Source organism: Nitrosococcus wardiae (assembly GCF_004421105.1).
Classification (GTDB): domain Bacteria; phylum Pseudomonadota; class Gammaproteobacteria; order Nitrosococcales; family Nitrosococcaceae; genus Nitrosococcus; species Nitrosococcus wardiae.
This window is the reverse complement of the sequence record NZ_CP038033.1, coordinates 2205216-2226840: the sequence shown is the minus strand read 5'-3', so window position 1 is coordinate 2226840 and position 21625 is coordinate 2205216. Positions and strand designations below refer to the sequence as shown.

33 protein-coding genes and 2 pseudogenes are annotated in these 21625 nt (G+C 49.8%); 7 read left to right on the top strand and 28 right to left on the bottom strand.

The features are described from left to right. Nucleotides 1–576: 576 nt before the first annotated feature. Nucleotides 577–1302, top strand: coding sequence for a response regulator transcription factor (locus E3U44_RS10850; protein WP_134358198.1), 726 nt, complete (start codon nt 577–579; stop codon nt 1300–1302). 8 nt (nt 1303–1310) lie between these two features. Beyond that, nucleotides 1311–1460 (top strand): hypothetical protein, encoded by a 150-nt coding sequence (locus E3U44_RS19315; protein ID WP_166805059.1) that lies wholly within the window; start codon nt 1311–1313, stop codon nt 1458–1460. A gap of 9 nt (nt 1461–1469) precedes the next feature. On the opposite strand, the gene E3U44_RS10845 is transcribed toward E3U44_RS19315, so the two are convergent. Continuing rightward, a complete protein-coding gene (locus E3U44_RS10845) occupies nt 1470–2291 on the bottom strand; it encodes an ABC transporter substrate-binding protein (RefSeq protein ID WP_134358196.1) in 822 nt (273 codons plus the stop codon). Nucleotides 2292–2503: 212 nt separating this feature from the next. Between E3U44_RS10845 and E3U44_RS10840 the strand changes: the two genes are divergently transcribed. Continuing rightward, on the top strand, nt 2504–3025 hold the full coding sequence (locus E3U44_RS10840) for a hypothetical protein (RefSeq protein ID WP_134358194.1): 522 nt from the start codon (nt 2504–2506) through the stop codon (nt 3023–3025). 469 nt (nt 3026–3494) lie between these two features. On the opposite strand, the gene E3U44_RS10835 is transcribed toward E3U44_RS10840, so the two are convergent. The 3 genes from E3U44_RS10835 to E3U44_RS10825 all read right to left on the bottom strand — a co-directional run bounded on the left by E3U44_RS10835 (nt 3495) and on the right by E3U44_RS10825 (nt 5358). Next, a complete protein-coding gene (locus tag E3U44_RS10835) occupies nt 3495–3806 on the bottom strand; it encodes a hypothetical protein (RefSeq protein WP_134358192.1) in 312 nt (103 codons plus the stop codon). A gap of 958 nt (nt 3807–4764) precedes the next feature. Beyond that, nucleotides 4765–5067: a HigA family addiction module antitoxin gene (locus E3U44_RS10830; RefSeq protein ID WP_134358191.1), complete on the bottom strand. Its 303-nt coding sequence runs from the start codon at nt 5065–5067 to the stop codon at nt 4765–4767. A 12-nt stretch (nt 5068–5079) separates the two neighbouring features. Beyond that, nucleotides 5080–5358, bottom strand: coding sequence for a type II toxin-antitoxin system RelE/ParE family toxin (locus tag E3U44_RS10825; RefSeq protein WP_134358189.1), 279 nt, complete (start codon nt 5356–5358; stop codon nt 5080–5082). Nucleotides 5359–5719: 361 nt separating this feature from the next. Between E3U44_RS10825 and E3U44_RS10820 the strand changes: the two genes are divergently transcribed. After that, nucleotides 5720–6835, top strand: coding sequence for a Fic family protein (locus E3U44_RS10820; RefSeq protein WP_134358187.1), 1116 nt, complete (start codon nt 5720–5722; stop codon nt 6833–6835). A 114-nt stretch (nt 6836–6949) separates the two neighbouring features. Here E3U44_RS10820 and E3U44_RS10815 read toward each other — a convergent pair whose 3' ends face one another. Beyond that, nucleotides 6950–7261: a hypothetical protein gene (locus tag E3U44_RS10815; RefSeq protein WP_134358185.1), complete on the bottom strand. Its 312-nt coding sequence runs from the start codon at nt 7259–7261 to the stop codon at nt 6950–6952. A gap of 101 nt (nt 7262–7362) precedes the next feature. Here E3U44_RS10815 and E3U44_RS10810 point away from each other — a divergent pair. Beyond that, nucleotides 7363–8514: pseudogene (locus E3U44_RS10810) on the top strand (IS4 family transposase). Nucleotides 8515–8548: 34 nt separating this feature from the next. Here the strand turns inward: E3U44_RS10810 and E3U44_RS19310 are convergent. The 14 genes from E3U44_RS19310 to E3U44_RS10745 all read right to left on the bottom strand — a co-directional run bounded on the left by E3U44_RS19310 (nt 8549) and on the right by E3U44_RS10745 (nt 14580). Further along, complete coding sequence (locus E3U44_RS19310) at nt 8549–8722, bottom strand: hypothetical protein (RefSeq protein WP_166805058.1); 174 nt, start codon at nt 8720–8722, stop codon at nt 8549–8551. Between the two features lie 172 nt (nt 8723–8894). After that, a complete protein-coding gene (locus E3U44_RS10805) occupies nt 8895–9083 on the bottom strand; it encodes a hypothetical protein (protein ID WP_134358183.1) in 189 nt (62 codons plus the stop codon). Further along, nucleotides 9083–9298: a hypothetical protein gene (locus tag E3U44_RS10800; protein ID WP_134358181.1), complete on the bottom strand. Its 216-nt coding sequence runs from the start codon at nt 9296–9298 to the stop codon at nt 9083–9085. Before E3U44_RS10800 ends, E3U44_RS10805 begins: the two co-directional genes overlap by 1 nt. A gap of 63 nt (nt 9299–9361) precedes the next feature. Beyond that, the gene (locus E3U44_RS10795; RefSeq protein WP_206054756.1) at nt 9362–9769 is read right to left on the bottom strand and encodes a hypothetical protein; all 408 of its coding nucleotides are present in this window, start codon (nt 9767–9769) and stop codon (nt 9362–9364) included. Then, complete coding sequence (locus E3U44_RS10790) at nt 9762–10160, bottom strand: hypothetical protein (protein ID WP_134358179.1); 399 nt, start codon at nt 10158–10160, stop codon at nt 9762–9764. Before E3U44_RS10790 ends, E3U44_RS10795 begins: the two co-directional genes overlap by 8 nt. Nucleotides 10161–10355: 195 nt before the next feature. Beyond that, a complete protein-coding gene (locus E3U44_RS10785) occupies nt 10356–10919 on the bottom strand; it encodes an MT-A70 family methyltransferase (protein ID WP_134358177.1) in 564 nt (187 codons plus the stop codon). 5 nt (nt 10920–10924) lie between these two features. Further along, nucleotides 10925–11329, bottom strand: a complete 405-nt coding sequence (locus tag E3U44_RS10780; RefSeq protein ID WP_134358175.1) for a hypothetical protein — start codon at nt 11327–11329, stop codon at nt 10925–10927. Beyond that, nucleotides 11313–12392, bottom strand: a complete 1080-nt coding sequence (locus E3U44_RS10775) for a hypothetical protein (RefSeq protein ID WP_166805057.1) — start codon at nt 12390–12392, stop codon at nt 11313–11315. Before E3U44_RS10775 ends, E3U44_RS10780 begins: the two co-directional genes overlap by 17 nt. A 49-nt stretch (nt 12393–12441) precedes the next feature. Beyond that, the gene (locus E3U44_RS19305) at nt 12442–12609 is read right to left on the bottom strand and encodes a hypothetical protein (RefSeq protein WP_166805056.1); all 168 of its coding nucleotides are present in this window, start codon (nt 12607–12609) and stop codon (nt 12442–12444) included. 3 nt (nt 12610–12612) lie between these two features. Next, entirely contained in the window at nt 12613–12969 is a 357-nt protein-coding gene (locus E3U44_RS10770) for a hypothetical protein (protein ID WP_134358171.1), read from the bottom strand. Nucleotides 12970–12980: 11 nt separating this feature from the next. After that, nucleotides 12981–13622, bottom strand: a complete 642-nt coding sequence (locus E3U44_RS10765; RefSeq protein WP_134358169.1) for a Rha family transcriptional regulator — start codon at nt 13620–13622, stop codon at nt 12981–12983. Between the two features lie 281 nt (nt 13623–13903). Then, nucleotides 13904–14173: a hypothetical protein gene (locus E3U44_RS10755; protein WP_134358167.1), complete on the bottom strand. Its 270-nt coding sequence runs from the start codon at nt 14171–14173 to the stop codon at nt 13904–13906. Nucleotides 14174–14176: 3 nt separating this feature from the next. Beyond that, nucleotides 14177–14365, bottom strand: coding sequence for a hypothetical protein (locus E3U44_RS10750; RefSeq protein ID WP_134358166.1), 189 nt, complete (start codon nt 14363–14365; stop codon nt 14177–14179). Continuing rightward, a complete protein-coding gene (locus E3U44_RS10745) occupies nt 14362–14580 on the bottom strand; it encodes a Cro/CI family transcriptional regulator (RefSeq protein WP_134358165.1) in 219 nt (72 codons plus the stop codon). Before E3U44_RS10745 ends, E3U44_RS10750 begins: the two co-directional genes overlap by 4 nt. A 73-nt stretch (nt 14581–14653) precedes the next feature. Between E3U44_RS10745 and E3U44_RS10740 the strand changes: the two genes are divergently transcribed. Continuing rightward, nucleotides 14654–15232: a helix-turn-helix domain-containing protein gene (locus tag E3U44_RS10740; protein WP_166805055.1), complete on the top strand. Its 579-nt coding sequence runs from the start codon at nt 14654–14656 to the stop codon at nt 15230–15232. A gap of 371 nt (nt 15233–15603) precedes the next feature. Next, nucleotides 15604–15753: a hypothetical protein gene (locus E3U44_RS19300; RefSeq protein ID WP_166805054.1), complete on the top strand. Its 150-nt coding sequence runs from the start codon at nt 15604–15606 to the stop codon at nt 15751–15753. A 139-nt stretch (nt 15754–15892) separates the two neighbouring features. Here the strand turns inward: E3U44_RS19300 and E3U44_RS10730 are convergent, their stop codons facing one another. From E3U44_RS10730 to E3U44_RS10690, 9 genes and pseudogenes are all read right to left on the bottom strand, one after another. Further along, nucleotides 15893–16324, bottom strand: coding sequence for a very short patch repair endonuclease (locus tag E3U44_RS10730; RefSeq protein WP_206054754.1), 432 nt, complete (start codon nt 16322–16324; stop codon nt 15893–15895). Further along, on the bottom strand, nt 16314–17048 hold the full coding sequence (locus tag E3U44_RS10725; RefSeq protein ID WP_134358163.1) for a hypothetical protein: 735 nt from the start codon (nt 17046–17048) through the stop codon (nt 16314–16316). Before E3U44_RS10725 ends, E3U44_RS10730 begins: the two co-directional genes overlap by 11 nt. Before the next feature lie 8 nt (nt 17049–17056). After that, the gene (locus tag E3U44_RS10720; RefSeq protein ID WP_134358162.1) at nt 17057–18202 is read right to left on the bottom strand and encodes an ATP-binding protein; all 1146 of its coding nucleotides are present in this window, start codon (nt 18200–18202) and stop codon (nt 17057–17059) included. After that, nucleotides 18199–19239 (bottom strand): DNA cytosine methyltransferase, encoded by a 1041-nt coding sequence (locus E3U44_RS10715; protein ID WP_134358161.1) that lies wholly within the window; start codon nt 19237–19239, stop codon nt 18199–18201. Before E3U44_RS10715 ends, E3U44_RS10720 begins: the two co-directional genes overlap by 4 nt. A 51-nt stretch (nt 19240–19290) precedes the next feature. After that, nucleotides 19291–19650, bottom strand: a complete 360-nt coding sequence (locus E3U44_RS10710; RefSeq protein ID WP_134358159.1) for an HVO_A0114 family putative DNA-binding protein — start codon at nt 19648–19650, stop codon at nt 19291–19293. 4 nt (nt 19651–19654) lie between these two features. After that, a complete protein-coding gene (locus E3U44_RS10705; protein WP_134358157.1) occupies nt 19655–19981 on the bottom strand; it encodes a BrnA antitoxin family protein in 327 nt (108 codons plus the stop codon). Next, nucleotides 19953–20240 (bottom strand): BrnT family toxin, encoded by a 288-nt coding sequence (locus E3U44_RS10700; protein WP_134358155.1) that lies wholly within the window; start codon nt 20238–20240, stop codon nt 19953–19955. The genes E3U44_RS10705 and E3U44_RS10700 overlap by 29 nt, the downstream gene beginning before the upstream one ends. 403 nt (nt 20241–20643) lie before the next feature. Further along, a pseudogene (locus tag E3U44_RS10695) lies at nt 20644–21186 on the bottom strand (transposase); the annotation flags it as partial. 1 nt (nt 21187) lies between these two features. Next, complete coding sequence (locus tag E3U44_RS10690; protein WP_240761383.1) at nt 21188–21595, bottom strand: helix-turn-helix domain-containing protein; 408 nt, start codon at nt 21593–21595, stop codon at nt 21188–21190. Nucleotides 21596–21625: the final 30 nt, after the last annotated feature.

The following is a 21625-nucleotide window of genomic DNA, read 5'->3' as shown; positions in this document are numbered from 1 at the left end:
GTCTTCTTTCTAATCAAAGGGTAGAATTTTCTCCCCACATCACAAGGGGAAAGGGTATAGCGAATTACCCCTATTGCGGAACGGCAATAGGGTTCACAGGGGGTGCTATCGAGAAAGGCAGCGTATCCTCTCCGGCCCGAATGAGAGGGTGAGTGGCTTCCCAGGGTTAACGCCTGAAAGCTCCGTCTTCAAATAAATGCATTAAAGGCCTCTTTCGGTCGTCCCAGGACGCATTCAATGGCATTCATCCTGATGAACGTAAGAAGCTAGGAAAACGACAAAAAGTACGTAGAAACACTTATACAGGAATTTTGAACTTCATTTAGATTCTCATTCTAACTTTACTAAAAGTTGCCAAACTCCTGTTAAGTACAGGCGGCCAAATGCTTTCGCGCTTAAGGAAGGCCACGATGTCATTAGAGAGGCATGCCGTAAACAGCCTCTCCCACACGCTCCCCAGCCAGAGCGGCGCCTGTCATTGCCCTGTTCACTACCGCGCACGCTCACCTCCGCTCCGGCTCAAGAAGCGGCTTTAAATCCCTTGAGTAAACCTTATCCTTGTCCCGGAGGTGTGGCATGAGTCACTCCCATCCAAAACCCATCACTGATCTCACCCAGTACCGGCGGAGCTTTGGCGATACCCCAGAATCTGTGAGCCCAGCAGCCACCCTCTTGATTGTGAGTGGCGATAGCGGGATGCGCCAGGCGCTACGCCAAATCAGTGAATCCACGGGCGCCCCCTGTTCCGTCTATACCACCGCTGAAGGGTTTTTAGCGGACTTTGATCCCACCCTCTCCGGTTGCCTGCTGCTCGATATGCACGTTCCCCACATGGGCGGCTTAAGACTGCAGCAACAGCTGCAGCACCAGAGCAGTCGGCTTCCGCTGCTCTTCGTCTCGGCAGAGGCGACGGTGCCCGAGGGCGTCCAGGCCATGCAGGCGGGGGCCACGGATTTTATTATCCAGCCCTTGAAGTGTGCGGGATTGGTCAAAACGCGTCTAAAAACCTGTCTCGCCCAAGCTCTGCAAAGCCAAATCGAACAAAAGAAAAAGGCGGAAATCGCCGCTCGGCTGGCCCAGTTAACCCGGCGTGAATGGGAAGTCATGGAAGGGATGATAGCGGGCAAACTGAACAAGCAGATGGCCTTTGAGTGGAACATTAGTTCCAAAACCGTGGAAATCCATCGGGCGCAGGTGATGAAAAAACTCCAGGCCAGAAATTGCGCCGAGCTCATTAACCTTATGCTTTCTCAGAGAGAAAGGCTTCAAGAGTTCCCCCCGACAAAAGACCGTGCCTCTTAGGGAGAGTGGTGGGTTCCCTTCTTCCGGCACAAGTCAGTGCCGATGCCCTCTGGCGGTCAGGGGAGGTCTCCCTTGCCGTCTTTTTTTTTGGCCTGTCGGCGAGGGTGCGTTTCTTCAGTATTCCTCTGGAGACTCGTCATGGAACCTTCTTTGCTTGAATAGGTTACTCAGCTTTTCGCGTTAGGAAAGAAAAGTTGCTTACCGCCGATCTGGTACGCGCCGATGGCCTTCTGGCCCTGGGGCGATACCAGCCAGTCGATGAACGCCTGCCCCAGGTCCTTTTTCACGTTGGGGCATTTCGTTGGGTTCACCAGGATGACGCTGTAGGGATTGAATAGGCGCTCATCGCCCTCGACCAGAATGGTCAAATCCGCAGGGTTTTTGAACGAAAGCCAAGTTCCCCGATCGGTGAGGACATAGGCATTCATCTGTGCTGCGGTGTTGAGTGTCGCGCCCATTCCGGAGCCCATCTCCCGGTACCAGGGACCCTGGGCGTTTTCTAGGTCCACTTTGGCCGCCTGCCACAGGCGCCGCTCCGCTTTGTGGGTGCCGCTGTTGTCACCGCGGGAGGCAAACGCTGCCTTAGCCTTGGCGATCTTTTTCAATGCTGCGGTGATGTTCTTGCCGTCGGCAACACCGGCCGGATCGGATTTCGGCCCCACCAAGACGAAATCATTGTACATTACCCTGTGGCGTTTGAGGCCATGGCCTTCGGCAACGAATTTCTCTTCCGAAGCCGGATCGTGGACAAATACCACATCGGCGTCACAGCGCCGGCCGGTGTCCAGAGCCTGTCCCGTCCCTTGGGCCACCACCCGCACAGTGATGCCGGTCTTCTGCTTGAACTTGGGAAGGATTTCCTTGAACAGTCCCGAATCCTCGGTGGAGGTGGCAGAGGCCACTACAATAAACCTGTCCGCAGCCGCTGTGCTGGTCGCTAGCGAGAAGATCAGCGCCGCCGCGATAAGGCGTTTCCCAGTCAGTACCATCGCAGTTCTCCGCAGACGAAGGTCCCGGATGTGTATAGCTGGCTTTTTAATGGATTGTGCCTTGCTAAGGGGATTGGAAACTGCTTAAATTGTGCCACCGAGACAGCTATGTGTCATCGTAAAGGATAGAAAAGCCTGACGAAATGGGGTGGGCGCCGAAGCCAATTGGATTGGCTATATGCTTTTATTCTCATAGATACGAGTTAAAACCCATGAAAGAGTTGGTTTATTGTTCTATGGCGCGGTTGCGTATGACGGCTGCGGTCTTCGCGGTACTCGTTGTGGGTACGGCTTGCAGTGAAGCTGAGAAATCAGCAAGCAAGCCTGCTGTTCCAGTGTCGATCTCGGGATCGATGACCGGAGAAGACGGGCCGATAAAGGAGGCCAAGCTAACGGCGACGGATCGTAACGGCGAAGTCATCGCCACTGCAGAGGTCAACAACGGTCCACGCTACAGGATAGAATTGCCTGCGGGGGCGGCTTACCCGGTTATTCTTTCAGCGATTTATCCCCGTTCTACAAAAGTGGCTGAGTCGGGCCAAGGAGAGGTCAAGGCTGCCATTATGAAAGCCAGCAGCTCAACAGTCGAACTTAGTCCGAAATCAACCTCCATTGTTGAGATTGCCCTAGCTCGTGGCGGCCTTACTCCTGAGAATTTTAAGTCCGCATCGTCGGCTGTCCTCAGACAAGGCAGCGGTGGTTCAGGTGGTATGCCTTATCACGGAGGGCATTGAGGCTCGCAAGATAGGAGCATGTCCCACTGATGAATAATGTACCCATTTCATAAAATAGAGGCATTATATTCTGTAGTCAGTTTTTTATTTTAGCGGGGTGAGCCCCTGCTCTTATCCGGCTCACCCTGTCAATTTGGTAAGCTTTGTCAGCTAGAAGATCATCAGGACTTCCCCTTTCTAATACCTCCCCCACCGTAAATTCCTATAAACGTCAGTTCTGAATAACTACCTGGGCTTATCCAAGAGCATAATGAGCTTCTATCTGTAACACATCAATAGGCTAAATAACTTTTTCAACAAGCCGTCTAGAGGTTTACAAACAATATTAGGCAGGGTCTTGCTCAGTGATTCTCTGGAGCTTGATATTTAGCCTGGGGCAGGCTTGCAAGCGGCAAAACCCAGGATAGATCCTGAGAATTTCCTGGCGTGGCCACAGGAAACGAGTGCATAGGAGCAAATGTCCTATCTACTAACGGCGTAGTAAGTGAACTGGAACCTGAATGTTTTGTGGGTGATCGATATATTCGATACCTTCCGGTACCTCGCCCCGAAGGGCGGACTTGGGTATGGGGAGTTGGATGCTTTGGTAATCTAGATCACCCCCTTCCGTCTTCTGATGCGGGAACGAATCAAAGCGGATTATTCGCTCGGGTAGGACAACGAGGTTTCTCGGATGTCTAAGCCACAAAGGAACGAGCCAAAGCTTCCCTTCGTAGGCTATTCCATCGCAGGTCACAACCTTGCCATCGCTTAACCTCACTGAACACTTGAATACATCCACTTCTTATATTCCTAACGTCCCGAGAGCTGAGCGGCACCCCAGGCAGAGTGGGCAATCCAAATGAGCCCATCGCGAGCACAAGGCACAGCGCAGTGTCCGCTCCAGCAGCAGTGAAACGTCGCGACGAGAGAAAAGCGCCCACGAGCGGCGCTTAAGCATAAGGTAGACGCCTAAACGACGCTTTGCTCAAAAATGAGAACTATTTCGCTTTTAGCAAAAATTATAGCCTATAGGCACCCCCAACCTGCAAACAGCGTCGGGGATATAGCAGCACGGGTATTCTTGGACCCCTACGAAGTGAATAAATGAGCGTAAGAAGCTACTAAGGAAGTGATAGGGGGGCAACATAGCGTCGAGCAATCAACCAAACTGTGAACGAGTTCTCAAAAAAATAAGACATTCAGCGTTTATTGCCTTATATAATTAAATAGCCTTTCCTTTTTGAGGGCCGCCGCTTTTTTTCTACCCGCGCAATGGAATGGCACCGGCGGTCCTCACCTTTTACTTACTTTCATTGCCTACTGCTCGGCTCGTAATTGGGGAAGTGAATTTCCCTACTCCTTTGGTCCCCAACAAGACGAGCAAAACGAGAATCCGGGATTGGCTTTTCACTGGGAGTGGCACCAAACTTGACAGCCAGTGCGGATGCTGAGGGCGTGAAGTAAAGAGTGACGACATTTCGAAACAGGTCGTAACGCGAGAAGACCGCCATATCTGTCGTAAACCGACCCTGATCAACCACCCTCAAGAATGCTCTTTGAATCGCAGTGCTTGGCCCGAAGGCAGCCACTCCATCACCGACATCCTTTGAGTACCAAGTTGTCATGGGACCTCCTTTGTAGCACTAACATGAAGTAGACGCCCTAAACGACGCCTTATGCCAAAAGTAAGATTAAATCCAGTAGGCTATCGGCCGCTTATAGCTATCCTTTAGTTGACAACCCCCTCCCTTTCCTAATCAAGCAACATGCCGGGGCTGGATTTCGCTGATAATACGTTTGGCTTCTTTTATTTCAGCAACGCGCAGGTCGTACTCGGCTTGTAGTCCCAGCCAGAATTGAGGGGTGGTGTCAAAATAGCGGGCTAATCGCAACGCGGTATCCGCGCTAATCCCACGTCTCTCCCGCACAATCTCATTAATGCGTGGCGTGGGCACATGCAGTGCTTTCGCTAACGCGTTAACGCTCATCTCAAGCGGCACAAGATAGTCCTCGCGCAAGATTTCTCCAGGATGAACTGGGCGCATCCCATTTTTAAACATAGGTTTACCTCCTCAATGATAGTCCACAATTTCAACGGCCTCCGGCCCCTCGCTCGTCCAGACAAAGCACACCCGCCACTGCTTATTGATGCGGATACTGTGCTGTCCAGCGCGGTCGCCTTCCAATGTCTCCAGTTGGTTGCCTGGCGGAGAGGCTAGGTCCCGTAGCTCCCGCGCATTGTTCAATTGAACGAGCTTGCGCTCTGCCACCTTGCGAATGCTTTGCCACCGGCGGGATTTGCCGGTTTCAAACAGACGTTGGGTCTCTTGGCAGCGGAAGCTCTTGATCATGGAGGTAATGATATAACGTTTAACGTTAAATTATATAGCGTTTAACGTTAAGCGTCAATATTGGAAGAAAGAATAAAAACTCGGGAGAGTATTTCTGTCTTATTGACAACCCCCTCCTTTCCACTAGCTCTGCACACCCCGGACTCCGCACAGGTAAAGGGCCAGTCTTGTTCAGTGCTTCTCTGGGGGCTTGCGTATAGCACGGTTATGTATTAGATAAACGAAAGCTTCATACACAAGCTCTATTGTGTATCACCTATGATACTCAACCCCTTTTGTGTATCTAGTTTATAGAAATAAGATACACAAACTTGTATCCTACTCACAAACATTGAAAAAAACTCATCAAGTAGGATACTCAGTGAAGCCTTATCACCCAGAATCTTTACCCTTAGCCAATCTAGATCAAGGCAAGCTAATCACTTTAGTAAGCGAAGCGAGCGCAGCCTTGGCCACTTACAACGGCTTGCTGCAGGCCATGATTAACCCTGCGGTAATGCTCTCACCTCTCACCAACCAAGAAGCGGTGCTATCGTCTCGTATTGAAGGTACACAAGCTACAGTGGAGGAAGTCCTTGAACATGAAGCCGGCCAAAAATATGAGGGTCAAAAGGAACAAGATATTCAGGAGATTCTTAACTACCGGAAGGCCATGGTACTCGCCCGTGAATGGCTGGCCGAAGGACGTCAAGTTACCTTGGGACTTATTCGTACATTACACCACCTGCTAATGGATAGTGTACGAGGTCAAGGTAAGGAGCCGGGCCAGTTTCGTAAAGAACAAAACTGGATAGGCCCACCGGGCTGTGCCATTGAGCAAGCGACTTTCATACCGCCTAGCCCGCTGCAGTTGCTAGATCATCTCCAAGCACTGGAAGTATATTTAAATTTCAATGATTTTGATCCACTTTCCCAGACAGCTATCGTCCACGCGCAATTCGAATTGCTGCATCCCTTCAAAGATGGTAATGGCCGTATCGGACGGCTATTGATTCCTTTATTCCTTTACAGCAAGAAACGCCTATCTGAGCCTATGTTTTACCTGTCAAGCTACCTGGAAGCCCATCGTGAAGAATATTACGCTCGGCTGAAAGCAATTTCCACAGAAAGAGATTGGACAGGCTGGATAGCCTTTTTTCTAAACGCCATTATTCACCAGGCCCGGGGTAACCATAACCGGGTTAGTATAATTATGGCCTTACATGAAGAGATGAAGCACCAAATCCGGGAGATTACCCATTCTCAACACAGCGCGCAAATTGTAGATGCTCTATTTGACCGACCTATTTTTCGTACCAGTGATTTTATAGAGCGCACCGGTATTCCAAAACCCAGCGCCCATCCGCTTATTCGCCAGCTTCTTCAGGCAGGTATTTTAACGACTCTGCGTAAGCAAGCTGGCAGGAAACCCGCTACCCTTGCCTTTCCGCGCCTCATCAATGCAGCAGAAGGTAGAGACGTGCTACCTAATTCTTAAAAAACCTGATATTTAGCCTGATGCAGGAATGGTGGTTAAAGTGTGGCTTATGGGCCGGGTGTTGCCGCAAGCCCACGGGTGGCAATGGACAGGGCTTGAGGCCGGGATTTACTATCATCCTATACCGATTAATTTAGCAGTGTATACTGAAAATAAATTTACAAAGATCATGCCTACTACTGAGACAGATGCAGCCCAAATGTTTTTCCTATTAGCCTTAGAAAATTCTTGTAGAGCCTTATCATCAGCAGGGTTTATCCTCAGACCTGATATTGCTTGATGGGAGTCAATCGCATCCTCACAAAGACCTCCAATTTTAGCAGCAATCATGCCTGATAAATAAACAGCACCAAAGGCTACCAAGCTCCCAGAAAATAATGTCTTAAATGTTGGTGAACTAGTTAAAATTTGATCACTTTGTATCACTACTGTCCCACTAAGAATTAACGAAAAAGGCCTGAAAACCCACTTGTTTTGATACAATGAAATCACGACAAGTCATTGAAGAACAAGAAGGAGTTCAGGCCTTGGCGCATCATAATACCGTATTTTCTCAGTGACTCAAACTAGTTCCGAGACATGAATTCGAGGTGCTGGCAAATCGACACCACGAGGGCCGGAAACTACGCAAGATGACCCGTTGGTCACAATTTGTTTCCATGGCCCTGGCACAGCTATCAGGACGCACGAGTTTGCGTGATGTAGTCAGTAATCTGTCTGCCCAGGCCAGAAAACTCTACCCTTTAGGTGCCGTGCCGGTGAGCCGCTCCTCTCTGGCCCGGGTCAATGAGAAACAACCCTATGCCCTGTACGAAGCGTTATTCGCCAAACTGTTTTCCCGCTGTCAAGGGCTCGCTCCCCGCCACGGTTTCCGGTTCAAAAACAAACTCTACTCACTTGACGCTTCTACTCTCGATCTGTGTCTGAGCGTCTTTTCTTGGGCCAGGTTTCGCACCACTAAAGGCGCTGTCAAACTCCACCTTGGCTTGGATCATGACGGGCTGCTCCCTGCATTGATGACCGTCACTGACGGCAAAGTCCATGATATCACCGTGGCCCGTACTTTGGCATTACCCAAAGGCAGTATCGTGGTCTTCGATCGGGGCTATACCGATTATGCCTGGTATCATCAACTCCATACCCAGGGCATCTTTTTTGTCACGCGCCAACGTAAAAAGGCCCGCTATCGCGTGGTCGAACGCCGTAAAGTCGATAAATCCAAGGGCCTGACGAGCGATCAGACCCTCGAACTGACCGGCGCCAAGGCCCAAAACTGCCCCATCGCTCTACGCCGCATCGGATTCAAAGATACCGAAACCCACATCCAGTATTACTTTCTCACCAATCACTTTCATCTTGCCGCCAGCACTATCGCGGCAATCTATAAATCTCGCTGGCAGATCGAATTGTTTTTTAAGTGGATCAAACAAAATCTAAAAATCAAGCGTTTCTTGGGGACCTCAAAAAACGCGGTCATGACCCAACTCTGGATCGCCCTTTGTGCCTATTTGTTGCTCGCTTATCTCAAGTTCGTCAGCAAAATAAACTGCTCTCTTCAGCAGATGATTCGATTGCTCCAGCTCAATCTGTTTGAGCGGCGCGACCTTCAAGCACTGCTGCGAGGCGATCCGCCAGAACCGGAAGTTCTATCTCTTCAGGCATCAGTGCAGTTTTCATGAAAGTTTATGGGACAGTAGTGCAACAAGATAAATTTCATTTTCCAAATAACTCAAAGAATTTAAGTCTGATATATTCAACAAGCAGCACAGCAACAGGAGCTAGCAATATCACCGCAATGATGACAAAAAACAGAAACGCGAAAGTGGAGTCTGCTTCTACCGGTGTATTTTGAGCGCCAATGCTGATATCACTGGTATAGTTGTTCATAGTTAAAAAGCATCCCTATAAAAACTTGTCGCCTCGTGTTTGCCGTGAGAAATCAACAAAGCCAATGTAGAAATCAACACTCCAACATAGAAGGCAGGAAAAAGCATTATGCGCCAAGCTGCGGTATACCACGGCACTAACAAATTATCTTCTGTGCTCGGCCATTTAAAATTCACTCCTGATTCTCCCTCACAATCTCCTCAATCTCCTTCCCCATCCGCTTCCGCTTCCTGCGCACAATCGCGAGTTCCAATGCGTCATTCTCATTCTCTTGCAGCCGGCGCCGCTCGATTTCTTTCGCAATCAAAGGAACGATTTGCATCAGCGCCTGAGGTAAATACTTGAGCAAGATTACCCCCATCACTTTGCCCCCTGGATAGGTTTATCCGCCTTCAGCCTGCCGTACAAACTCAGCAGACCACCCACACCTGTGGCAATCGCCACCACGGAATTCACAATCAAATCCTGCTGCTCAGGGGAGATCACGACACCCACAGCTCCAGCCGCCGCCGCCGCGATAGTAACCACGCCACCCCAAACACCACGAGACTGATACCACGCTTTGCTTTGTTGCATTTTTCTATCTCCAAAAAACATAACTAACGATTAGTCATTTGATAAAGCTAAAAACCATAGGATTTATCTAACCCTTAACCAATTTCCTTTTTTATATTGCATCATCACGAACCGGAACCAGGGGTACATCTCCCTCGCGATCTTGAATTTCAGATCGGCGTCTTCCATGATAAAACCGCCTTTTACTTCGTGTATTTCAATACAATCTGTTATTACTATAAAGTCAGTCCTATAGTATGTGCCTTTCTGCTTGGCCGCTTTGTCCGGCTTAGATAACTGCAAATTAATTGACTCAAACTTCCAGTCCTTAATTTCACCCGCCTTCCTCTTAGCTTCCAAAATCTGGGCATAGCGTTTTTCCGTTTTGTTCATCCGTGCAAACGGGTCAGTGTTTTTCGGTACAGGTAGGGACACCCCTTCCTTGGTGCGCCCCTGAATAGCTTGGTACTGCTGTTCGGTGAGTCTAAGCATTCCCACTCAACCTCACTGTCAACGGAAAATTAAGATCTTTCCACCTTGCCGGCAGCTTTCTCTTAGGACGACTCGGCCCCATTCTGCTCCACGTCTTTTTCCTCTCATCCATGAGCATTTCCAAATGTTCCTCATCGCTATTAATCCGCTCTGCCATTTCACGGATCGCGGACTCGACGCTTTGTAAACCTTCCTCTTTCTTGCAATGCCCCGCGATCAAAAACGGATGGCTTAAAATAAAATCCTTGATTTTTCTATTCATCGCCCACTTCGGGGAGATCGATATTTTTCGATAGTGAGGGGAAAAGTACACCAGCACACTCCCCCGCTTCTCCGCCCTTGAGATCGTTTCCTCCACTGCTTTGGTTATATCGCTCTCGCTAATCAGCACATCTACCCCTTCTATGTATCCCCTGCTGGTATGCCTGGGACATTACCGCCGATTTAGTTCTACCCAGCCCCCTAGCAATGACTTCCCAAGAAAATTGGGAACTAAAATGCCGGATCGCTTTTATCTCGGTCCTGTTGTAAGGTTCGCCCTCCCTGGCGCGGCGGCCCTCTTTGTATTTGGGGTGACGTTGCATTTTTAGGCTGCCTCTAACTCGATATCCGATAACACCTCATTCCCCCAGGAATCCCATCCTGATACTTTCTCCCTCGCAAACATTTCTAGCCGTGGCAAATCACCAAACAATTCAACGATCCTGTCTCGCACCTCAGCGGGTTTCTCGCTGTGCCGTCCTACCTTGGCCCGGATTAACTGCCTCACTGATCGGCTTTGCCTGGACAATGGTTTGCCCTTGGTTGCCAGCAAGCAAAGCTCAGCATTCGCCCGCGTGTAGTAGCCCATGCCCACATGATCTTTGCCGCTCATCGTTTCCTTGACCCAAGTAAAACCCACTGTTTTGTAGGTAAACCCCCAGGCGGTCATGACCTCAATGGCTTCGGGCAGCGATGGATTAACAGCCCAGAGAAACAGCACCGAATTTTTCTCGGCAATCTCATTCACCGGCAGCGCCTTGATTTGCTCCAGGCTCATCGTTCGGTAATGGGACTCGGCGCTGCGGCCGCTTCCCGTATCCCGGTTCCAGACTTTGAAGCTCCAAGGTGGATCGGCGTAGAGGATTGAGTATTTGATGTTCTCAGGCATAACCTCTACACCTCCTCTTTGCTCTGCTCTGCTCCACGCAGCGCCGCTCTCAGTGATTGCAAATAAGGTCTTGCCTTATCTCGGCTGGGTCGGGGTTTGGGCAACGCCAAATGTTCAGGTTTGCGATAAGCCGCAGCATTTTGCTTATGTGGCACATCACATCCAAGACAAAGTACCCTAAACTCAGGCAACGTCGGCGGCCAAGGATCGTCACGTTCAAGGCACCGAGCCAAACCATGAGCAATCTGTTCTCCTGTAATCCCGCGAAGCCCTTTTTTCCAAGTACGTGCCGTTTCCGTGAGCTTTCCTTGATCGGTAGAGTCTCCATAGGACGACGACCATTTGTGTCCATAGATTTGCGTCATTTTGGCCCAGAGCCGGGTGATGAGCTTGTCAGTTAACTCGTGCACATTGCCCTGTGATGTCGATGATGTCTGCCCCCTCATCGGGGTGCAGCCGCTCAAATTCTCGTTGGAGTTCAAGTTGGCGCTCCGCTGCGCTAAGTTTTCGTTGACTAAATCGCCGATTTTGTTCAAAATAACCCCCGGAAGTACTTCCACATTTGCCCGGTTGGTCTCCATGGTTAACCGGGTTTTCTTTTGTCTCCACTGCCCGCCTAGTAATCCACTGCCTCAATTCCGCCTGGTAGTCTGTCCGCCAAACTCCGTTAGCCCGATGCCAATCCAGTAGCGATTCTGCTAACGCCGGGATCTGGTCTTCAGGGAAATATTTATTCAGCGCATGCATTTTTGTCTTCCCGTCCGGGATGAGTTCATCAGGTGGTGGATATTTCTCTTGAGCCTGAAATCTTGGCCAGTTATTTGCTACACGCGCACGCCCGTTAAAGAGATTTATATTATTATTACCAGACTCCAGAAGTGTGCCCTTTTGAGGGGAGTATTGTGATTTTTGGTGTTCCCTATTAGGTGCACTATCAGCCTCTTTCTCATTGTTTTTACTATTATTTTCTGTTCCCCATTGGTTCCCTGTTGAGTTCCCCTTTAGTTCCCTATTAGTTCCCCATTGAGAATGGCCAGTTGAAGCCAGAGGAAGCTCGAAAACAAAAGGCCCCAAATCCTTACGCAAAATAATGAGAGGGGTTCCGTCATCCGATTTGATTTTTGCTAGTGACTGGATAGAGTAATAAATCTCTTTTTTCGTCGGATAGCCACTTAGTGCCCGAGGTCTCCCTGGTTTGGGTTCAACATACAAAACGCCGCTAAAAAACTGCTCAGAAAAACGCCGCTTAATGCCCGACATTCCCGTCTGGTAATCCATATATTTTCGAATAGCAGCGTACATCTTGAACAAGTGGGAGGGTTCATCAAATAAAACCTGCCATTCCCTATCACTGATCTTGAATTCCATAATATTTCTTTCCTTCAGTAACAGGGTTACTACTTCTTCAACAGATTCCAAACCCACGCACAAAGCCCCGCCACGCCAATAATGGCTACGGCCTTCACGCCCCATACAATGGCGCCCTCAACAATCGCTTCTTGTATGCCCATGTGGCCCACTTTTAACCCCCTTGTTTTGCTTCATCGATAAGATAGGCGCGCCGCTCGATTTTCCGTTTCATGAGCTTCCTAGCCTCTCTCTCAGCCTCTTCCCTGGATAACCCACCCTCAAATTCCATGATCGCGGCACGTTCCTCGAAAAACTCTTGGTCGTCTTCGGTGATCTCCATGACTCAAAAAATCAGCCTAAAAACGGCTATCCAAAACAAAGCGCAGCCCAGCAGCAGCGCTAATAAAATTCGTTTCCCCTCCCGGTCTCTCGCCACGCCAACAGGCCTCCTCCGCTCCCGGGTCTCCTCGAGGCGCTTATCCCAGCCTTCAGCGAACTCCCGGCGCGCGATGTCGTTCAGGTTGGGCCCGAACACATAAGAAACCCGCCTCCCAGAATGGGGTCGATCGCAATGGGGCAAAATGTCTCGCCACATCCCCTCCTGCCATTGCCGGCAAACGGTGTAGCCCACTTGATGCATGAAGTCGTTGCGTCGAGCATCGAGGATAGGGGGATCAATGAGATGATGTTCTGCTAGCATGGAGTTCTCCTTCAGTGGGTTTGATATTCGCCACGGTAGTAAGCATCCAGGAGCGCCTTTGGGTAGGTGTTGACAGTCCCCCATACCGGGTGCGGAGCTCGGCCTAACTTAATGCCCTGGTTCTTGGCGATGTGGGATAACTTGCGCCCGTCTGAATTGGCTTGGTTATTGGAGATTTGTTGAGCAAGGAATAGCTTGTGATAGGCCGTGATAGAGAAGTGCTCCGCGCCGGTAGCGAAATCTTCCAGCTTGCCCTCGGTAATTCTCTGCCGCTCCTCGAGGGCGGCTATTCTGCGTTCGCTTTTAACGAGCATTTGAGCCTGCATCAGTAGCTGCTCCGCAGGCGATAGATTCTTGTTTTTTTGCTCCTCCAAATAAAGCCAGCGATCAATAATCGCGGCCCGCTGCTTGGCGGAATAACCGGAGGTGAGGATGAGGGTTTCGCGTTTTGGCAAGTGATAACAGGGTTTCTCCCTGTTCAGAGAGTCTTTGTAGTTACGCTTGAATTTCAGCCCATCGATAACCCCTTGCTCCTCAAGGGCTCTTATATCAGCGAGCACGTTCTTGTGCTGTTTACCACAGACCTCCGCGATCTCGACGGAGGACATAGTTAGCTGTTGGTCCAGGACTTCCAAATTAACGAGGTTTTGCATCTTGCTTTATCCTCTTGCCTCTTACCGGATATGTGCCCCCAAATTTGGAGGCACATAAAATTCCCTGCTTATCAAGCTCCTTAATATCCCTCATCACATGGCCATGCTGCTTCTTACACAGCTTGGCAATCTCAAGGGAGCTCATTGTCAAATGGTTTCTGGTTAGTGCTTTCATCTATCACCACCCTCCACAAAAAAACGGGCCTGGCACTCCTGCCAGACCCAAACGGTTCCCGTCGGTGTCCCCGGTATTGCCGCCCCGGGGATGGCGGTAGAGAGCGTTAATCTTTCAGCCCCTTCCGCGCGAACAGCTTCAGCGCGGCGTACTCCTCCGCTGAAATGGTGATGGCGTCCTTGTCCACTACCTTCAAATCGTTCTCGTCTAGCGTCTCGATCACCTCGTCCAGCGTGAGCCCGCCATTGCCCGAGAAGAACCGCGATATCCGCGTAACAGTGGACTCGATGCGCTCGGCAATGCGCTTCTGACCCTTTTCTGCAACTCGCTGCAAAACGAGCGATCGCATTTTGCGGGTATTTGCATTGCCGCCCATCTATCATCTGCGCACTGATTTTTGAGGTGGATAGACGAGAGGTTTTTGCAATGACTTGCGCTCAAACTGCCCACACTGCCGCTCGATATCCCAGGCGTATCCCCGCTCGCCTTTGGCCAGGCATTCGACGTGGACCCCGCCATGGACAAGCCAAGGCTTGGCGTGGCGGCAGTGCTGACAGGAGACGGTCATGCGGCTGGGTCTTCTTTAGGGTGTTGATAGGTTTTGTTTTCAGAGCCAGAAAACAGCCCAGGGTTAGCTCTTTGAAGCGCGATCAGCTTTATCTGGCTTGCCCTGGGTTCTTTAATTTTTTCTGGCCATTGATAAATGGCGTGGCGAGTAATCTTGAGAGCAGCAGCTAACTCGCCGACGCTTCCAAACATTTTTATTGCTTCGGATTTAGTCATGATGAGGTTATGTAAGCATACTTACGAAAACAGGTCAAGCATACTAACTAACAGCCAATGTAAGCTTTCTTACATGGCTAGCAGTATTAGTGAGCGCATTAAAATCGCCCGCAGGAAGGCAAAACTGACCCAGCAAGATCTGGCGACTTATGTCGGGGTCAGTCGCGCTGCTGTAGCTCAGTGGGAAAGTGGAGAAACAAAAGGGCTAAAGCCTGAAAATCTTATCTTTACCGCGGAGAAACTTAATGTCTCTGTAAAATGGCTGGCTATAGGCAAAGGCCCTATGTATGGAGAAGCCCCTGCTGATTTCCCGGATCATGCCCTACAGCTTGCCCGCTTGATTTCCCAGGCCCCACCAGAGAAAGTAAAAGCTATCCTGATGCTGCTCGGGGTTAACGAGAACGCAATCCATATTCGTCCTCCATTCCGCGAAACGCCTTCTTCTGAACCAGATCAGAACGCAAAGGAGGGAAAGAAAGACCGCCGCAGCGGTAAGGACCGCCGGCAGAATGTTCATGAAGTGGATTTTGAGCGCAGGAGTGGGCTAGACCGTAGAGACGATGAAGGTGTAATCCTTGGCCCTGGAGAATCCTTGGAGGACATTTTTGGAGAAGAAGACGGTCAGCAAAACAAAAATAACGACTTTGAATGAGCAACATAGATCAGAAGGAACCGTTGACACCCTAAAAAAACTTCTTAAAGCTGCAGAACAGGGGCGTATTATAGGAATTGCTTTTATAGGAGTTGCGAGAGGGCGACGAGTGGTGAAGGGTTGGTCCGGCTATGCTGGGCAAGACCCCAATTTTGCTCTGGGCGCTCTCCGGCAGCTTGATCAAGAGCTATTAATGCATGCCAGGAGAAAGAGACAATAAGGGCGCGCTTGAGGGGAATTATGATGTCTGAGAATGACCAAAAAGATCTGACGATCACCAAGAAATTTAACGGCAAATACGAAAAATCACCTCCAGTGATATGATCGCGGCACTCCGTTACCTGGAGGACAGGGTCCGATCAGGTGAGTGCGTGGGTATTGCTTTTGCAGCTATTTACAAAGGAGAGCGGACTGCGCGCGGGTATGCCGGTGCCATTACAAAGCAGCCCGAAATGGCCATGGGCACCTTATCAGTATTGATACACGATATCCTTGAGGATACGAGGGGAGAGACGGAGTAATATCCTCATAACCCAATTCTAAGGCAGTTTCTAAGACAGTCAGATCCGGCATCACAAAACGCCGAGGGCGGGTGGTAAATGCATAAATCATGATTATGACTTAGTACCTTGAAAATCTATAATTTTTTCTTGGTTTCTCTCAATTTCTCCACTTCATATACTTGACCAATTCAGCTTGAAGGCGAGACTCCAGCGCCGGAATATCTTTGGTCTCACATTCCCAGATAATTACACAGTGCCAACCTAGCTCATTCAGGGCAATATAGTTTTTTCTATCTCGTTCGACATTCGCTGCGAACTTTTCCTCCCAAAAGCTTCTTCGGGATTTAGGTATCGAGGCTTTTTTGCACCCCGGATGGCGATGCCAGAAACAACCGTGAACGAATATTGCGATGCGGTAGCTCGGAAGAACGATGTCCGGTGAACCGGGAAGATCTCGACGATGGAGACGGAATCGAAAACCCATCCGATGCAAAATTTTACGGGCGAGCATCTCCGGCGCGGTATTCGCTTGTCTGACGCGCGACATCAGGATGCTGCGTTGCGGATCGACTGGAGGATTACGTTCCATTCTCAGATTCATAATCGTCTATCGCCTTGATTACCTCCTGCAATCGATCGACGAATTTACGGCTATCCAAATAGTCCTTGTACGCACGGAAAGCATGCTCCAGAAGTTCTTCATACAATTTGATCCTCGCCGATACTGTCTCTAAATTATTTTCAACCAGTTTCGGATCATCATTCCATTCGCTCTGTCGCTGCCCGAGTAAGCACACGAACTCCACAGGTTCATGCGGGCGACCCAGATCTTGAAGAAATTTCTTCATACCGCTGCGGTATTTGTTTATCTGCGCGCTAAGTTCGAAAACGCTTATCGAACGCCCCGGGCGCTTCAATTCGACGATTACGTGCTTGCCTGCCGTTTCTCGATAGCCGATATCCAAACGTGCCAATCTTTCTCCTTCATTTAAGGAAGCGGAAACTTCTTCGAAGAGCTTCCCGACCCTTCTTTCCATATATTCAGTAGCCTCGGCACGCTCCCAGGCCGGATCGAGTAGCCACAAGTGATCGTAAATGTATTCTTGAATGACTTTCTCCTTGGCGTTTTCTTCAACTCTCTCCTGTAGTGTCCTGATGACGGCTATTCTTTGCTGAACGATCTGCCCGTATAAATTGGCTTCTAGACTATCGAGTTCTTGGAAGAGGTCAAACGCCGCACTTAGATTGGTATCATTGATACTTTCGAGGGCTTCGAGATTTTGATGCGCCCTATAGAATTCGAAAGCGAACACGGCATGCTTCAGAAGTTGCTTGCGCTCTTCCGGCCGGTCGGTCTTGATCCGATAAATCTTTCCCAGCCATGCTTTAGCATGCCTCTGGTGAGGCTTGGGCAACTTCCCCATCCAGTCATTGATTGCAGGTATCTCCAATGCTTTCTTGGAACCGTCAAATGCTGTCGGTTACTGGTGGCCGTATCTTCCTCATCATCTTGATCCAAAGTGTCGACCCGTAGCTCTCCGATCAGATAACTTGCGTAGACTCCTCGCTCGCTGAAGTCATCTAGGATGTCCTCTTGGGCCATTTTACCCCGAACGAAAATTGCCACACGATTCAGATTATCGCTGCTCTCGTCGTCCCTCAGTTGACCGGATTCGTGAACGGTCCCCACCCAGCCGGAAACATCTAGATTAATTTCAGAAGCTGATACCGATCGATTTTCAGGCTCACGAGAAAGATTACGGCATAGAGAGACAATGGTCGATTGATTACCGTAGGCCCATAAATATTGGAGTTTATCATAGTAATCGCGATCGGCCGGCGTAATCGCATCATCATCTACATAGACTTCAAATCCTTCTTGAGCACCGATAATAGAAAATCGACGTGCCAGCCGCCTTCTAAGAGCCTTCGCAGTTCCAATGGTTTGTTTACGACGCAACTTGGATACAATGATTCGAGTACCCTTTTCAAAATTCACCAAGCCCTCGGAAAGAGATTCCGGGTTATAAACTCCCTCGTTCTTGTCCTTAATCTTTTCCCGTATTTCGGAGAGTTGCATCCTGAGCGCACTTTTCTGCCCATCATTGATCGTGTGTACTTCAACAGTGTCCGCAACAGAAAACAAAGAAAGTTTTCCTATACCTTTGCGACCCATTGGAGCTCTCTTCTTCTCGGTCAATGCCGGTCCTTCATCCCTGCGGCGGTAACCGACACGGAGAAAACGGTTGTTGACATCCTCCCGAGTCATACCGATACCATCATCTTTGATGATAATTTGATCTTCTCCTAGATAAAGAGAAATTTTCACCGAATCGGCATCCGCATCCCAGGCATTGGCGACGACTTCCGACAAAACCGACGGCACGTTGCTATAAAGGTTAATGCCCAAATGTTCCAGTACATTGAGGCTCAATGTCATTTCGTAGTCGGAACTACTCTGCATCATTCGTAAGCCTTCAAATGTTGTTTAATAGACCGGGCGACTACTCGACCGAGTTCGACCGGAACTGCATTACCGATCATGCGGCCGAGCTTTGCGAAATAGATGGGCCGACCCGGCTCCACGAACTGATAGTCCATCGGGAATCCCTGCAGAATAGCACCCTCACGCAATGAAAGTGCCCGATCCTGCTCAGGATGGCCGAAGCGTCCGTTTCCAAATCCGTAAAATTGGGTGGTAATGGTAGGGGACGGCTCGTCCCATACCATACGCCCATAGACGGAGGCATACCCTCGCCCGCTATTTTCCTGATGGCAGTTGGCGATTAAATTGCTATCCCAATCGCGCCAGCTACCACCGGGTCTGGAATTCTTGATTCGTTTGAGATTAGTTTCCGAAAGCCGGGACGCATGGTGTAGAGGATCGGACGAATCGATTTCGCCCGCATCAATGGATTTCAGATTACCGATGGCATCTCTGACGGTAAGGTATTTTTTGGTATGCATCGGCTTAGATAGGGTGATTGGCCCCAAGCGGGAGGCCAGAAGCACTAGGCGAGATCGCTTTTGAGGTAGGCCATAATCAGGGCAGTAGACAATATCCCAGGTTATGTAATAATCGGCCTTCCTCAAAATATTTATAAAATTGAGGAATACACGACCTTCCCAGAATTTCAAAAGACGCGGTACATTTTCCATTGAGACGACATCCGGACGGACGTAATCTACGAGATTACCGAAATCCGCAAGCAACTGCCAATTCGGATTGTTGTTTTTCTGATTATAAACAGAAAACGGTTGGCACGGCGCACAGCCGGCGAGAATACGCCTTTTATGCTTATAGAACAGATTTTCTATCTCCTGGGGCTTCAAAGTCGCAACGTCCCGCTTAACGAAGGGAGCTCTGTTGTTATACTCATATGCATAACGGCAACTCTCGTCAATATCGACGCCGGCTGCCACTGGCATCGATTCCAAAATAAATCCATGAGAAAGCCCCCCAGCACCACAAAAAAGATCAACCACTGACGCATTTATACTCATTCTTCTAGCTCAGCTAATTTACCCTGTCACTTACGCTTTTATCGCCGCCCCTCATGCCGCCAGCGGCACCCTCACATCGATCTCATCCCAAGGAACCAGAACACGCTCCACCTCATCCCGCTCAATGATTCCCCATTCCTCTAGCGCCTTTACATCCAGGCGCACGTTTTTATAATCTCGCCCCAGCATTTTCGCCAGAGCATAGATAGTCATCGGACCTTCTTGCTTCAAACGCCGAATCAACTCCCAGCGCTTAGGCGTGAGTGTACCCAGCAACTCCGCTAGGCTCTCAAACCCGATACCTTCGAAGGATTCCAATTCAGCCCCTTGCATGGTTTGCTCTAGAGCCTTGCCAAACTGCTCCAGGGATTTCTCCAGGGAAGAGATCTCCACATGCAATACCCGCTTCATCAACCTACCGCCGTTCCTCACGTGCTCTCATATACGCTTTCAGCACCGCGTTAATGCGCGTTTGATAACCCTTCCCTTGGGCTTTAAACCACTCCAGCACCTCGGCATCCAGGCGCAGCGTCACAATTTCCTTAGGCCGTCGGATAACTTCGGCGCGCGCCATCATCTCTTCGGTGATTTCCGGGGAATCCTCATCAATAACGATATCCTCGTCGCGCATCTTCTTCACTCGATCCCAGTCGGTCCGATCTTCCCCGCGCGCGATCATCTCTTTGATTTCCTCTTCGGTATACCTCACCACATCAGGTTCCTCTGGACAGGGCCGTTTCATAAAACATTACCTCTCTGCGATTGGCTTTGCGGAAGGAGATGAGGCGCACCACCTTCGGTCTGCGCTGTACGTAGACCGCGACGTAAACCCTATTATTTAAATAGCCATAGGCAATAAATCGCTCCTCGCCATAGTCCTTGCGGTTATCACGTACCACAAGAAGCTCCGAACTCTCCAGAACTTCGATGGCGCGCAGGAAATCTAGGCCATGCTTTTCCAAATTAGCCGAGCGCTTCTTCTCATCCCACTCGTAGTTCATTTTTTATAGTGTATTTACAATATATAAATACTTCAAGGCGGCAACTATCACCCTAACCCCTCATCCCCTCCCCTTTCGCCGCGGTAGCAGCTAGGGTGAACCCCTAAATATTGTGGAGCCTTAGAAGGTAAGTAGGCTATCGCTAAATAGCAACCTAATACTAAATAGCGGTTTATGACTAAATAGCAGCACGATCTTATTTGGTCTTTACTCGTAAACCGCTATTTACAGCATTTCCCGTTTAGGTCGACACTTTAGTCTGGAGAATAAAGAAGCCCATCGCGCCTTTGCGTATGAGGTTAGTCCCGGATGCCCACATGCCCCAAATAGGCTTTGGCCTGCTCTGGCGTAAGGGTGTGGAGGGCCTGAGCGAGGGCCTCATATATAGCGGTTCTCATTTAAGTTAGGGACAGAGTCCACAATGCTTAAAGTAGGCTTGACAGTTTTGGGGTGAAATCAGCGTGAGCGCTTTGCTGAGGGCCTCATAAAGCTGTTCTTTTGTCCGGGCCGCTTTTTTCTTCAGGACATGTTTTAGCTTAGACCAGGCGTATTCAATGGGATTGAGTTCAGGGTGATAGGGCGGTAAAAAGACCACCTTGGCGCCGGTCTGCTCGATTCGCTCAATCGCCTCTTCATATCGGTGGGCAGCGGCATTGTCTAAAATCACCACTTTTCCTACCCGCAGATGAGGCCAGAGGAAATGTTCGACATCATAGAGGAAAACCGGGCCATTGAGCGTGCCCTCAAAGCACATCGCGGGAAGCGCACCCGTCAGGGATAGGGCGCCGATGGTGCTGATGCGCTCGCCTTGGGTGGTCGGCTTTTCCCCGTAGGCTCTTTGCCCTTGAGGGGCCCGTCCATACGCCGGGGTCAGATTCAATACCGCCCCGGTTTCATCAAGCACAATGAAGTCTTCAGGGGAACACAGGCTTACTTCGACCCAATACTCAAGCCAGCGTTGTTGGACCCGGGGCGTGTGCTTTTTGGGATCGTAGAACGTTTTTTTTTCGCGTGATCCGGTGCTTTTTCAGCCCTCGGTCCATGGCCGAGGTGCTTATCGTTTCGCCAAAGCGGACTTCAAATCGCTGACACAATTCCTGGAGCGTTAAATCGGGTTCGCGCTGGAGCACCTCGGCCAAATACTGGGCCCTCGGCTCATCAATTTTTGCCGGATGCCCCACCCCTTCCCGGCGCTTGGGATGGACCGTCCCCGTCTCCCGAAAGCGCCTCAGAAAACCACTGACCGTGTTCTTCGACAGTTTAAATCGTGTCGCCAACTGACGAATCGAACCCTCTTTGTTCCTATAGGCTTCAATGACTTTTTGGCGTAGGTCTAATGAATAGGGTGCAGGCATAACAGTTAAACCCATCTAATCGGGTTGAAG